The following is a 13,478-nucleotide window of genomic DNA, read 5'->3' on the forward strand; positions in this document are numbered from 1 at the left end:
CGTGGGCGGCGCAGTGTAGCAGAGGGCGGGCAGCACCTTGTGAAGGGGCTCACGAGCACCACTCCTGAGGGTGCTGGATACTCGTTCCATGAGCACCACGGAGCGTCCCAGGATCCTCGTTGTAGGAGGTGGGTACGTAGGCCTGTACGCAGCCAAGCGCATCATGAAGAAGATGCGCTACGGCGAGGCGACCGTCACGGTCGTCGACCCGCGCTCGTACATGACCTACCAGCCCTTCCTCCCTGAAGTGGCCGCAGGCAGCATCTCGCCTCGGCACGTCGTCGTCCCGCTGCGACGCGTGCTGCCCAAGGCAGAGGTCCTCACCGGCCGGGTCACGACCATCGACCAGGACCGCAAGGTCGCCGTCGTCACGCCGCTGGTCGGCGAGGCGTACGAGCTGCCCTTCGACTACCTGGTGATCGCGCTCGGCGCCGTCTCCCGCACCTTCCCGATCCCCGGCCTCGCCGAACAGGGCATCGGCATGAAGGGCGTCGAGGAGGGCATCGGTCTGCGCAACCACGTGTTGGAGCAGCTCGACAAGGCCGAGTCCACGACGGACGAGAACGTCCGCCGCAAGGCCCTCACCTTCGTCTTCGTCGGCGGCGGCTTCGCCGGCGCGGAGACCATCGGCGAGGTCGAGGACATGGCCCGCGACGCCGTGAAGTACTACACCACCATCAAGCGCGAGGACATGCGCTTCGTGCTGGTGGACGCGGCCGACAAGATCCTTCCCGAGGTCGGGCCGAAGCTCGGCACCTGGGGCAAGGAGCACCTCGAGTCCCGCGGCATCGAGATCTACCTGAACACCTCCATGGACTCCTGCGTGGACGGCCACGTGGTGCTGAAGAACGGCCTCGAGGTCGACTCCAACACCATCGTGTGGACCGCCGGCGTGAAGCCCAACCCGGCGCTCGCCCGCTTCGGTCTTCCGCTGGGTCCGCGCGGCCACGTGGACGCCGAGCCGACCCTCCAGGTCAAGGGCACGGACTACATCTGGACCGCGGGCGACAACGCCCAGGTCCCCGACGTGGCCGCCCGCAAGGCCGGCGTCGAGAACGCCTGGTGCCCGCCGAACGCCCAGCACGCGCTGCGCCAGGCCAAGGTCCTCGGCGACAACGTCATCTCGGGCATGCGGGGCTTCCCGCAGTCCGAGTACTCGCACTCCAACAAGGGTGCGGTGGCGGGCCTCGGCCTCCACAAGGGCGTCGCGATGATCGTCATGGGCAAGATGAAGATCAAGCTCAAGGGCCGGCTCGCCTGGTACATGCACCGTGGCTACCACGGCATGGCCATGCCGACCTGGAACCGCAAGATCCGCGTCTTCGCCGACTGGACCCTCGCGATGTTCCTCAAGCGCGAGGTCGTCTCCCTCGGAGCCCTGGAGACCCCGCGCGAGGAGTTCTACGAGGCCGCCAAGCCGGCGCCGGCCCCGGCCTCCACCGCGGCCCCGGCCGCCAAGGCCAAGGCCTCCTGACCCGGCGCGCTCCGGCAGGATCCTGAGCACGACCCAGCACGTCCCCGAAGGGGCTGCCCGCCATCCGTGGTGCGGGCGGCCCCTTCGGTGTTCCCCCGGATTGTCCGGCGCCGGAAATGGGTAGGTCGTTCGGTCGAAACTTCTGGAGGTGCCCACCATGACCGACGCCGCGCCGCGGCTGGCCGCTCTTGCCGAGACCCTGCTGGGCACGCCCCTGCCCGTCCGCGTACGAGCCTGGGACGGGAGCGAGGCCGGTCCGCCGTCCGGACCCATTCTGGTACTGGCCAACCGGCGCGCCCTGCGCCGTGTGCTGTGGAAACCCGGGGAGCTCGGACTGGCCCGCGCATGGGTCGCCGGCGACCTCACCGTCGACGGAGACCTCTTCGAGCTGCTGGACCGGGTCGCCGGCCTGCTCTGGGAGGCGGACCCCGCACCCGCCCGCCCCGCGGTGGAGCCGCTCGTCGGCCTCGGCAAGCTCGCCGCACTGCGCCCCCACCTGCTCGCCCGGGCAGCCGCCGCCTCCGGTTCGGCCGCCCTGCTGCGCGACCCCGAGGCCCGGGCCGCGGTACGCGAACTCGTCGCCCTGGCCCGGCCGTGGCCGGCGCCCGCCCCGCCGCCCGAGGAAGCCGTCCGACGCTCCGGGGCCCGGCACACCAAGGGCCGCGACCGCGAGGCCATCAGCCACCACTACGACGTCGGCAACGAGTTCTACGAGCGGGTGCTCGGCCCCTCGATGGTGTATTCCTGCGCCTACTGGAGACCCGACGCCACCCTGGAGGAGGCCCAGCGGGACAAGCTCGACCTGGTCTGCCGCAAGCTGGCCCTGGAGCCCGGACAGCGGTTGCTCGACGTCGGTTGCGGCTGGGGCTCCATGGCCCTGCACGCGGCCCGTGAGTACGGCGCCCAGGTCACCGGCATCACCCTCTCGCGCGAGCAGGCCGCGTACGCCCGCAAGCGGGTCGCGGAGGACGGCCTGGCCGACCGGATCGAGATCCGGATCCAGGACTACCGGGACGTCAAGGACGGCCCCTACGACGCCATTTCCTCGATCGGGATGGCCGAACACGTCGGCGCCGAGCGCTACCGCGAGTACGCCCGCACCCTGTACGCGCTGCTGCGCCCCGGCGGGCGACTGCTGAACCACCAGATCGCCCGCCCGCCGGAGCCCGACGAAGAGGCCTACCGGATCGACGAGTTCATCGACGCCTACGTGTTCCCCGACGGGGAGCTCTCCCCGATCGGCGGCACCGTGGGCGAACTGGAACGCGCCGGCTTCGAGGTGCGCGACGTCGAGGCGCTGCGCGAGCACTACGCACTCACCCTGCGGGCCTGGGTCGCGCGGCTGGAGGACCACTGGGACGAGGCCGTGCGCCTGACCTCGCCCGGCCGGGCGCGGGTGTGGCGGCTGTACATGGCGGCCTCCGCGCTCGGCTTCGAACACAACCGGCTGGGGGTCAACCAGGTCCTCGCCGTCCGGCCCGGACCGAGGTCCGAGTCGGGACTGCCGCTGCGCGCCCGGGAATGGGGCGCACCGCAGGCCCGGTGAGGACGGGGAGGACGGCGAAGGGCCCCGCGACGGCGAACGTCGCGGGGCCCTTCACGATGTGGCCCGCCAAGGCCTCGGAGCGCGGCCGGACTACTCGGTCTTGATGGCGGTCAGCATGTTCAACCGGGCGGCGCTGCGGGCCGGCCACATGGCCGCCAGCACGCCCACCACGCCGGCGAGCAGCAGGAAGATGCCGATCCGGTCCCACGGCAGGACCAGCGCGTAGTCGGGCACCGACTCGGTGAGGGTGGAGCCGACCGCCCAGGCGAGGAAGACGCCGATGGCGACACCGAGGACCGCGCCGAAGAGCGAGATGACCACGGCCTCCAGGCGGATCATGTTCTTGACCCGGCTGCGGTCGAGGCCGATCGCCCGCAGCATGCCGATCTCCTGCGTCCGCTCGAAGACGGACATGGCCAGGGTGTTGACCACGCCGAGCACCGAGACGATCAGCGCCATGCCGAGCAGGCCGTACATGACGTTCAGAGCGGTGTTGATCATGCCGCCCATCTCGTTGCGCATGTCCTGCCGGGTGGCGATGGAGAGGGCCGGGTTGTTGCCGAGGGCGTCGAGGACGGCCTTCTCGCCGGCCTTCGACTCGCCGCCGGTGGCGTTGACGTAGACCTCGGGGATGTACGGCTTCTCGGTGTGGGGGGCGAGGATCTTCTCGTCGAGGACGTAGGGGGAGAGCAGGCCCTCCATGTCCTTGTAGATCGCGCCGACCTTCAGCGAGCCCTTCTTGCCGTCGTCGTACATGACCTGGAGGGTGGAGCCGACCTTCAGGCCGCCCTCCTTCGCCGTCTTCTCGGCGACCGCCACCTGGCCCTGGGCGAGGCTGCCCAGCGAGCCGCCGACCACGTCGATGTTGAGCAGCTCGCCGATGGCCGTCGGGTTGACGCCGGAAGCCGCCTTGAAGTCCTCACCGATCTTCAGCATGTCGGCCCGCTGCGGGGAGACCGCCTTGATGCCGGGCGCCTTGGCCAGGGCCTCGGCGACGGACGTGTCGAGGCTGCCGCCGCCCATGGCCATCGAGACCTTGTAGTCGGCCTTGAGCTTGTCGGTGCTCATCCGGTCCACGGCCTTGCCCATGGTGATGCCGAGCACGGACAGGGTGGTGACGAGGGTGAGGCCGATGGCGAGGGAGGCGGCGGTGACGGCGGTGCGGCGCGGGTTGCGCACGGCGTTCTGCGCGGCCAGCTTGCCCGGCACGCCGAAGACCTTCTCCAGCAGCGGTCGCACGGCGGCGATCAGCGGCCGGGAGAGCAGCGGGAGCAGCACGATGAGGCCGATGAGGATGAAGAACGCGCCGCCGCCGATGAGGTAGCGGCCGTTCTCACCGCTGACGGACACGCCGCCCAGGGTCATCGCGAAGCCGACGAGGCTCAGGACGCTGCCGCTGATGTTGCGCAGCAGCAGCGACTTCGCGTCGGCCGGCAGGTGGGCGCTGCCCATCGCGGCGACCGGGGGGATCCGGCCGGTGCGCCACGCGGGGAACACGGCGGCCACCGTGGTGACGAACACGCCGATGACGAGGGCCGCGATGATCGTCGCCGGCGCGATGACCAGGTCACCGGCCGGGATCTTGGCGCCGATGGAGTCCATCAGGGACCGCATGCCGATCGCCAGGCCGATACCGGTGAGCAGGCCGATCGCGGAGGAGATCACACCCACGACCAGGGCCTCGCTCAGGACCGAGCGCACGACCTGACCGCGCTTGGCGCCGACGGCGCGCAGCAGGGCCAGTTCCTTGGTGCGCTGGGCGACCAGCATGGTGAAGGTGTTGTAGATCAGGAAGATGCCGACGAAGAGGGAGATGCCGGCGAACACGAGCAGCATGGTGCTCATGCCGCTCATCTGGGCCTTGATGTCCTTGGCCTGCTCCTTGGCGAGCTCGGCGCCGGTCTGGGCCCGGGTGTTCTTGTCGTCGAGCAGCGGCTCGATGTCGGCCAGCAACCGGTCGGAGGAGGCGCCCGCGGCCGCGCTCACGGACAGCTCGTCGAAGAACCCCGGCTTGAGGTAGAGCTGCTGGGCGGTGGCGGTGTCGAAGAGGACGAGGCTGCCGCCCGCGTTGACCTGGCCGTCCTCGGTGGTGAAGACGCCGCCGAGGACGTACTCCTTCACCGGGCCGTTGGTGGCGACGCGGACCTTGTCCCCGACCTTGTACTTGCCCGTGCTCGCCGTCTCCTTGTCGAGGGCGATCTGGTTCGCGGTGGTCGGACCGGAGCCCTCGACGAACGTGTACGAGGGGTCCTGACCGCCCTTCGCCGGGGCGAAGTTGGAGCCGCGGTTGGCCCAGCCGTCGCCGATGAGCCTGCCGTTCTCGTCGCCCACGCCGGCGAAGCCGGAGACCCGGGCGGAGACGGTGTCGACGCCCTTGACGGCCCTGACCTTGTCGACGGTCTGCCGGCTGATGCCGGGGTCGCCCTCGCGGACACCGTCCTCGTTGCGTCCCGCGCCCCACGAGGTCACGGAGACGGCGACTTTGTCGTAACTCTTGGCGGACTGGCCCGAGAGGGCCTTGCCGAGGGTGTCGGTGAACACGAGGGTGCCGGAGACGAAGGCGACGCCGAGGGTGACGGCGAGCACCGTCATCAGCAGTCTGGCCTTGTGCGCGAGCACATTGCGCAGGGCGGTACGGAACATGGTGGAGGATCCAGGATGTCGGGGGCCGGCGGAGGACGTGCGGAGGGGCGGTCCCTCAGCTGGTACGGCCCTTGGCGTCGAAGGCCTTCATGCGGTCGAGCACCCCGTCGGCGGACGGGTTGATCATCTCGTCGACGATCCGGCCGTCGGCGAGGAAGATGACGCGGTCCGCGTAGGAGGCGGCGACCGGGTCGTGGGTGACCATGACGACGGTCTGGCCCAGCTCGCGGACCGAGTTGCGCAGGAAGCCGAGGACCTCGGCGCCGGAGCGCGAGTCCAGGTTTCCGGTCGGCTCGTCACCGAAGATGATCTCGGGGCGGGAGGCCAGGGCGCGGGCGACCGCCACGCGCTGCTGCTGGCCGCCGGAGAGCTGGGTCGGGCGGTGCCCGAGCCGGTCGGAGAGGCCGACCATGGAGATCACGGAGTCCAGCCACTGCTTGTCGGGCTTGCGGCCCGCGATGTCCATGGGGAGCGTGATGTTCTCCAGGGCGGTCAGCGTCGGCAGCAGGTTGAACGCCTGGAAGATGAAGCCGATCTTGTCGCGGCGCAGCTGGGTCAACTGCTTGTCCTTGAGGGAGCCCAGCTCTACGTCGCCTATCCGCACGGAGCCGGCGGAGAAGGTGTCCAGACCGGCGACGCAGTGCATCAGCGTGGACTTGCCGGAGCCGGAGGGGCCCATGATCGCGGTGAACTGGCCGGCGGCGAAGTCGACGGACACGTTGTCCAGCGCGACCACCTGGGTCTCGCCCTGGCCGTACACCTTGGAGAGCTGGGTGGCGCGGGCGGCCACGGCCTGGGTGGTGTGCGGGGCGTAGTTCACGGTGGTCACGGGGGCTCCTGTCGAGCATGGGTGCTGCGGTGTGGCGGGACCCTTCCATCCTCGCCGCGCACCACCCCGCTCCGGATCAGCCGAGGTGCCCGTTCACTGGCCCACTGGAGTCTGATCGCCGGCGTGCTCGTCTCCTCCTCTGGTATGACAGGGGCGGTCGGGGAACGGCCGATCCGTCGGCGTTCCGTCGGCGTTCCGACGGTCGTGCGGGGCCGCGGGGAGGTCCGGGGTGGCGGCCGGGTGGCGGCCGGGTGGCGTGCGGCGGCGAAATCCCGTCATTCCCATCGCGGGGGTGATCGCCGTCGGGAAGGTGCCGACAACGCCTTATCGGGCCTGACGGCCCCTCAAGCGCCAATAAAATCAGACAACATCGGGCAGAAGCCCAGGTCGGGACAGGGGCGTTCCGGATAGGCTCGACGCAGCGTTGAAGGCTTTTCCACGGGGGCCGCCACGCCCTGCCCGGATGGTGGAATGCAGACACGGCGAGCTTAAACCTCGCTGGCCCTCGGGCCGTGCCGGTTCAAGTCCGGCTTCGGGCACGACCACGCTCTGTGCGGACGGGAAACACGCGAACGGCGGGAGTGCCCTGGGGGGCGCCCCCGCCGTCGTGCTTGCGGGGCGAGGCCCCCGACCGACCGGCGGCCGACGCCACACGTCCCTCGACGCGTCCCTCGACCCTCGACGCCCGTGCCGCCGAAGCCCCGCCCCCTCGCCCGCAGGCCCGGGGCCCCTGTTCAACGAACCCTGACGCGCCGCAGGTTGGCTGCCCCCGGTCGCGCCGACGCGGGGCCCGCGACGAACGTCCTTGAGCCCGGGGCGTGTCGGGCGCATGCGAGCGGGTGGGGCGGCGGCCGGGGAAATGGTCCTTTCGGGAGTGCGGGAATGCCGTGCGATTCGAAGGAGGTCGATTCCCCGGAGTTTGGCGGCCCGGATATCGGGCGATACGCGGGTCGCGCGGAAAGGACGCGTCGGCCCGGCGCGCCGGCCGCCGCGGAAGGGCGTTGCCGACGCCTCGGAAGGGCGTGAGTGCCGGTCCGGAGGGCGCCGGAGGCCTTGCGGCCGTATGCTCCGACCTCCTGGTCGTCCTTGCGCGGGCCAGGGTCCCGCTTGCCCTATTTGGGCTCCTGTGAGAGGGGGAAAGATCCTCCTCCAGCAGTAGGGTGATTCCTTTGCGAGCGCATTACTCTTGTTGCTAAGGCCGCGCACGGTGGCCATGGAGGAGTGAGATGAGGAGCAGTAACCCGGTCTTCTCGCGACGGGGGTTCAGCCGCGACAACGGCGGCTACGCGGGCTTCGACGCGCAGCAGGCGCAGGCCGGGACCGCGACCAACCCGTACGCGACGAACCCCTACGCCACGGACCCCGCCACGGGGATGCCGCAGGCACCGGCGCGCGCCGGTGCGATGACCATCGACGACGTCGTGAGCCGTACGGCCATGACGCTCGGCGTGCTCACGCTCACCGCGACCGTCGCCTGGCTCGCCCTGCCGGTCGACGCGGCCAACCTGAACAAGTCGTACGGGATCGCCGTCGTCGCGATGCTCATCGCGTTCGGCCTGGCGCTCGTCCAATCCTTCAAGCGCAAGGCCTCGCCGGCGATCATCCTCGCCTACGCGGCCTTCGAGGGTGTCTTCCTCGGTGTCATCAGCGCCGCGGTCAGCACCTACATCAGTTCCGGCGTGGTCATCCAGGCCGTGCTCGGCACGCTCTGCGTGTTCGCCGGCGTGCTGTTCGCGTACAAGATGCGCTGGATCCGCGTCACCCGCCGTTTCTACGGCTTCGTGATGGCGGCCGCCATGGGCTTCATGCTGCTCATGGTCGTCAACCTGCTCTTCTCGATCTTCGCGGGCGGCAACGGCCTGGGCTTCCGCAGCGGCGGCCTCGGCATCCTGTTCGGCGTCATCGGCATCATCCTCGGCGCCTGCTTCCTCGCCCTCGACTTCAAGCAGGTCGAGGACGGCGTGACGTACGGCGCCCCGCGCGAGGAGGCGTGGCTGGCGGCCTTCGGCCTCACCACGACCCTGGTCTGGATCTACCTGGAGATGCTGCGGCTCTTCTCGATCCTCTCCGGCGACGACTAGTCGTACCGGTCACACGCCGGGCGGACGCCCCCACACATCAGGAAGGCCCCGCGAGCACGCCGCTCGCGGGGCCTTCCCGTGTCTCGTGAGGGATGGCAGGGTCGTCGGTCGTCGGTGGACTCGGGACGGGGCGGGGACCGGGACAGCGGCTAGCCCAGTCTGCGGGCGGCCCTGCGCAGGTCGTACTCGTGGATGATCGCCTTGGCCTGGCCGTACGACAGTTCGTGCGCGCCGCGCAGCCAGCTGACCTTCTCCTCGAACCGGACGAGGGAGGGGCCCTCGTCCACGGCGCGGAGCCAGTCGGAGAGTTCACGACCGGTGGTCAGGGGAATTCTGTCGATCATGTTGCGGTGTGTCTGCTCGGAGAACTCTACGGACATGGGCGCCTCCGGAGGTATCGCCGTGTTCTCTTCACGACACCGTGCCTCAGCGTTCGCTCGTTGGCAATGGTGCCCGGGCGGCGCGTAAGGTCGGCGGGGTGCTCGATACCTCGCCCCTGACCCTCGTGGTCGAACGTTTCGCCGACCGGCTGCGGGCCGCACCGCAGAGCCGCCTCCAGCGCGGCGCCGCCGCCGAGGCACTGGAACTGGCCCGCGAGTTGGCCGTACGGGCCCAGCGGCTGGAGTCCGCCGCAAGCGCCGAGGGAGCGGGGGCGGCTCCGGCGCGCGTCGTCCCGGACGCGGGCATCTTCGTCGTCGGGGACCAGGTGGCGGTCGCCGGACTGGACCTCGTGGAAGCGCTGCGGGCCATCGCCTGCGAAGCCGCCCCCGACGACGCGAAGGCCCCGTCCGAGGTGTTGGACGAGGCCGTGCGACTGGTGGAGCAGGCGGAGATCAGAGCGATGCGATGACGCGGTCCGCGAGGATGTAGACGTTGCTGTCGGGGTCCTCGGAGTCACCGCAGGAGAAGGTCAGCGCGTAGGCACCGGAGATTCCCGAGCCGCCCAGCAGGACCGGCGCGGTGCCCGAACGCAGGGCCTCGGAGAGACGCTCGGCGGTCTCCCGGTGCCCCGGGGTCATGCAGAGCGTGGTGCCGTCCGTGAAGACGTACACGTCCAGGGTGCCCAGCGGGCCCGGGCGGACGTCCGCGAGGGCCGTACGGGCCTCCGCGAGCTCCTCCAGGCGGTTCACCGTGCGCTCGTGGTCCGCGCCCGGGTGGGAGGCCTGTACGGGCACGAAGTCGGGGTGCGAGGGGTGGCGTCGGCGGGCCGCCGCCAGCTCGGGGGAGTCCTCGGGGTACTCGTCGAGGATCTCGTCGCCCAGGAGCGGCTCCAGGCCCACCATGTCCGCCTGCCGGGGCAGGAAGACCGGGCTCTCCTCGCCGAGCCCCGGCAGACCGCCGAGCAGCGAGGGGGCGTCGGCGGCGTCACGGGCCTCCTGGGCGGCCCAGAAGGCACGCGCCTCGGCCAGCTCGCGCTCGCGCTCCTCGGCGAGTGCTTCGGCCACGGCGGCTCGTATCTCCGACGCGGGGGACTCCACGGCGCTGCGGGCGTGCGGGACGGCCGCACCGCGCGGGTGCGCCGGAACGACGAGCTCACCGCGCAGGGCCGTGACCTGCTTTCGCAGTCCGTGTACGGCGTGCAGCGCAGCGGCGCCCACGGCCGTGGCAGCGGCCGTGGTCAGCAGCAGGGCAAGAGACATGGCGCTCACTGACTAACTCCCGGTTGATTCGGTCCCCCGACTTCCTACATCAGCTTGACCTCTGCTGGGAATGGCAGGCAGTGCATTACGTCATGAATTGGACAGGTCTTTGGGCCTTAGGGTCTCCGGTCGGTACGGCCTGACCTGCATAAATGCCAAACCCCCAGGACAAAGGTCACATCCTGGGGGAGATTCGGTCACAGCTCGGCCGCGACGGGATTGGATTCGGCGTCAGTGCGGGACGCGGGAGCCGGCTGAAATCCTTACGGCGCCTGGGCGCCGGGCTTGATCAGATATGCGGCGGGCCGCATGGGGAGCCCGCGGGCCGTCGCGCAGCGTTCCGACACCACTACGCCACGGCCCCGACCGTTTTCAGCTCCCGGCCCGCTCGCGGTAACGAGGGGACCCGTCCTCGTGCCTCGGGCGGGCCCCTACCCGCCGCTCCGGCTCAGCTCAGCCGCTCGTGCTGTCGGTCGCGCCGAGCCTCGCCACCGCTGCGGGCAGGTCCCCGTCCTCGTGCCTCGGACGGGCCCCTACCCGCCGCTCCGGCTCAGCTCAGCCGCTCGCGCTGTCGGTCGCGCCGAGCCTCGCCACCGCTGCGGGCAGGTCCCCGTCCTCGTGCCTCGGGCGGGCCCCTACCCGTCGCTCCGGCTCAGCTCAGCCGCTCGTGCTGTCGGTCGCGCCGAGCCTCGCCACCGCTGCGGGCAGGTCCCCGTCCTCGTGCCTCGGACGGGCCCCTACCCGCCGCTCCGGCTCAGCTCAGCCGCTCGATGACCATGGCCATGCCCTGGCCGCCGCCCACGCACATCGTCTCCAGGCCGAACTGCTTGTCGTGGAACTGCAGGCTGTTGATCAGGGTGCCGGTGATGCGGGCACCGGTCATCCCGAACGGGTGACCGACGGCGATGGCTCCGCCGTTGACGTTCAGCTTCTCCAGCGGGATCTCCAGGTCCCGGTAGGAGGGGATGACCTGGGCCGCGAACGCCTCGTTGATCTCGAACAGGTCGATGTCGTCCACCGTCAGGCCGGCCCGCTTCAGGGCCTGCTTCGACGCCTCGACCGGGCCCAGGCCCATGATCTCGGGGGAGAGGCCGGTGACACCGGTGGAGACGATCCGGGCCAGCGGGGTCAGGCCCAGCTCGCGCGCCTTCGTGTCACTCATGATCACCAGCGCCGCGGCGCCGTCGTTCAGCGGACAGCAGTTCGCCGCCGTGACCAGCCCGTCCGGGCGGAAGACGGGCTTCAGGCCCTGGACGCCCTCCAGGGTGACCCCGGCGCGCGGCCCGTCGTCGGTGGAGACGACCGTGCCGTCCGGGGTGGTGACCGGGGTGATCTCGCGGGCCCAGAAGCCGTTCTTGACGGCTTCCTCGGCCAGGTTCTGGGAGCGGACGCCGAACTCGTCCATGTCCGCGCGGGTCACGCCCTTGGCGCGGGCCAGGTTCTCGGCGGTCTGACCCATCGCGATGTACGCGTCGGGGACCAGGCCGTCCTCGCGCGGGTCGTGCCAGGACGCGCCCTCGCTCTGCGCGACGGCCGCGGTACGGGCCTCGGCGTCCGAGAAGAACGGGTTGTGCGTCTCCGGCATGCCGTCCGAGGAGCCCTTGACGGACCGGGAGACCATCTCGACGCCCGCCGAGATGAACACGTCGCCCTCGCCGGCCTTGATGGCGTGCAGGGCCATGCGGGAGGTCTGGAGCGAGGAGGCGCAGTACCGGGTGATCGTCGTGCCGGGCAGGTAGTCCATGCCCATCTGCACGGCCACGATGCGACCCAGGTTGTGGCCCTGCTCGCCGCCGGGGAGGCCGCAGCCGAGCATCAGGTCGTCGATCTCGCGCGGGTCCAGCCCGGGGACCTGGGCCAGCGCGGCCTGGATCACCGTGGCGGTCAGGTCGTCCGGGCGGACGTCCTTGAGGGACCCCTTGAAGGCACGCCCGATGGGCGAGCGGGCGGTGGAAACGATGACGGCTTCGGGCATCGGGGCTCCAAGGGGGTGCGTTGCGGCTCGTGTCGGACCGCATGTGAAGTTACCGGCCCGTACGGTCGAGGTCACCGGCCTCGGCATGTGATGAGGGCCGCACTGCGCGCACGGCGGGTCGCGCGGGCCGGATCCGGGCGCCGTGCACCCCGGGCCCCGGGGCGGCCGGAGGGCCGGCTACGCGCCCGACCGGCTGCCGGAGAGGCCCGCCGGGGCCTCCCCCTCGCCGGGCTGGCCGATGTCCGGGGCCGTCGGCATCCGCCGCCGGCGCCGGTGCTTGAGCAGGGCCCAGGGGCCCCGGGCCGCCGTGACCTCCGTACCGGCCTCGCCGGCCGCCGCGGACGCCGCCTTCGCCACCGGCAGCATGTCCTCGTCGCGGGAGACGTCCAGGCGGTCGGACTCGGGCCACAGGGCCAGCGCCGCGCACAGCGTCGGCAGGACGGCCATCGCGGCGGTCGCGTACCCCTCCGCCGACGGGTGGTAGGAGTCCGGGCCGAACATCTCGCGCGGGTTCGCCGCGAACTCGGGGCCCAGCAGGTCCCCCATCGAGACCGTACGGGCGCCCAGGGCGAGGACGCCGATCGTCTGCGCGGCGGCCAGCTGGCGCGAGACCCGCCGGGCCAGCATGCGCAGCGGCTGGTAGACGGGCTCGATCGTGCCCAGGTCCGGACAGGTGCCGACGACGACCTCGGAGCCCGCCAGGCGCAGCCGACGGACGGCCGCGGTGAGCAGCCGGACCGACTGGGTGGGGGGCATCCGGCGCGTCACGTCGTTCGCGCCGATCATGATCACGCAGACGTCCGGGGCGGGCGCGCCGGCGTCCACTCCGTCGAGGAGGAGGCCCACCTGCCGGTCGAGGTCGTCGGACATCGCCCCCGACAGAGCCACGTTGCGCAGCTCCACCGGCCGCTCCGCCACCGAGGCCAACCCCGACGCCAGCAGGGCGCCCGGGGTCTGCCGGGCCCGCCGCACCCCCAGCCCGGCCGCCGTGGAGTCGCCCAGCATGCCCATCCGCAGCGGCCCCGGACTCAGCTCGGGGCCGCCGAACTCACTCCCGTACAGGCCGTCCGCGCGCGGCGGATCGGGCAGCCCGGTGCCCACCGTCCGCTTCGCGAACTGCACTTCCGCCAACACCAAACCCACCGCGGCGGCCCCGACGAGCCCGAGCCCGCCCCCGCCGTACGCCGCGCCCGCCGCGATCCGGCGGGCCGTCCTCGCCCTGGACACCCTTCGAGCCACCTCGCTTCCGTGCCTGGCCTCGAAGACCTACCTGCCCCGTAGTGCCGGTCG

Annotated in this window: 10 protein-coding genes and 1 tRNA gene; 5 read left to right on the forward strand and 6 right to left on the reverse strand. The window is 71.3% G+C overall.

Annotated features, from left to right (window positions below; genetic code table 11):
- Window positions 1–88: 88 nt before the first annotated feature.
- Window positions 89–1,474 (forward strand): NAD(P)/FAD-dependent oxidoreductase, encoded by a 1,386-nt coding sequence (locus ACIRO3_RS21275; RefSeq protein ID WP_361779984.1) that lies wholly within the window; start codon window positions 89–91, stop codon window positions 1,472–1,474.
- A gap of 157 nt (window positions 1,475–1,631) precedes the next feature.
- Window positions 1,632–3,020, forward strand: a complete 1,389-nt coding sequence (locus ACIRO3_RS21280) for a class I SAM-dependent methyltransferase (protein WP_404138952.1) — start codon at window positions 1,632–1,634, stop codon at window positions 3,018–3,020.
- 90 nt (window positions 3,021–3,110) lie between these two features.
- Here the strand turns inward: ACIRO3_RS21280 and ACIRO3_RS21285 are convergent, their stop codons facing one another.
- Complete coding sequence (locus tag ACIRO3_RS21285; protein ID WP_361779978.1) at window positions 3,111–5,663, reverse strand: FtsX-like permease family protein; 2,553 nt, start codon at window positions 5,661–5,663, stop codon at window positions 3,111–3,113.
- Window positions 5,664–5,718: 55 nt separating this feature from the next.
- Window positions 5,719–6,492, reverse strand: coding sequence for an ABC transporter ATP-binding protein (locus ACIRO3_RS21290; protein WP_361779976.1), 774 nt, complete (start codon window positions 6,490–6,492; stop codon window positions 5,719–5,721).
- 457 nt (window positions 6,493–6,949) lie between these two features.
- On the opposite strand from ACIRO3_RS21290, the gene ACIRO3_RS21295 reads away from it, so the two are divergent.
- Together ACIRO3_RS21295 and ACIRO3_RS21300 are read left to right on the forward strand one after the other, a co-directional pair.
- Window positions 6,950–7,031: transfer RNA gene (locus ACIRO3_RS21295), tRNA-Leu, on the forward strand.
- A 687-nt stretch (window positions 7,032–7,718) separates the two neighbouring features.
- Window positions 7,719–8,573, forward strand: coding sequence for a Bax inhibitor-1/YccA family protein (locus tag ACIRO3_RS21300; protein ID WP_404138957.1), 855 nt, complete (start codon window positions 7,719–7,721; stop codon window positions 8,571–8,573).
- Window positions 8,574–8,722: 149 nt separating this feature from the next.
- Here the strand turns inward: ACIRO3_RS21300 and ACIRO3_RS21305 are convergent, their stop codons facing one another.
- Complete coding sequence (locus tag ACIRO3_RS21305; RefSeq protein ID WP_361779970.1) at window positions 8,723–8,953, reverse strand: DUF4287 domain-containing protein; 231 nt, start codon at window positions 8,951–8,953, stop codon at window positions 8,723–8,725.
- Between the two features lie 98 nt (window positions 8,954–9,051).
- Here ACIRO3_RS21305 and ACIRO3_RS21310 point away from each other — a divergent pair, with 98 nt between their 5' ends.
- Complete coding sequence (locus ACIRO3_RS21310) at window positions 9,052–9,423, forward strand: hypothetical protein (RefSeq protein WP_404138960.1); 372 nt, start codon at window positions 9,052–9,054, stop codon at window positions 9,421–9,423.
- On the opposite strand, the gene ACIRO3_RS21315 is transcribed toward ACIRO3_RS21310, so the two are convergent.
- The 3 genes from ACIRO3_RS21315 to ACIRO3_RS21325 form a co-directional block, all read right to left on the reverse strand.
- A complete protein-coding gene (locus ACIRO3_RS21315; protein WP_361780061.1) occupies window positions 9,407–10,213 on the reverse strand; it encodes a hypothetical protein in 807 nt (268 codons plus the stop codon). The genes ACIRO3_RS21310 and ACIRO3_RS21315 overlap by 17 nt on opposite strands.
- Window positions 10,214–10,967: 754 nt before the next feature.
- Window positions 10,968–12,188, reverse strand: coding sequence for an acetyl-CoA C-acetyltransferase (locus ACIRO3_RS21320; protein WP_404138963.1), 1,221 nt, complete (start codon window positions 12,186–12,188; stop codon window positions 10,968–10,970).
- A 177-nt stretch (window positions 12,189–12,365) separates the two neighbouring features.
- Window positions 12,366–13,415, reverse strand: coding sequence for an SGNH/GDSL hydrolase family protein (locus tag ACIRO3_RS21325; protein ID WP_404138965.1), 1,050 nt, complete (start codon window positions 13,413–13,415; stop codon window positions 12,366–12,368).
- Window positions 13,416–13,478 lie beyond the last annotated feature (63 nt).

Origin of the sequence: Streptomyces sp. NPDC102278, assembly GCF_044766345.1 — a bacterium.
Classification (GTDB): Bacteria; Actinomycetota; Actinomycetes; order Streptomycetales; family Streptomycetaceae; genus Streptomyces.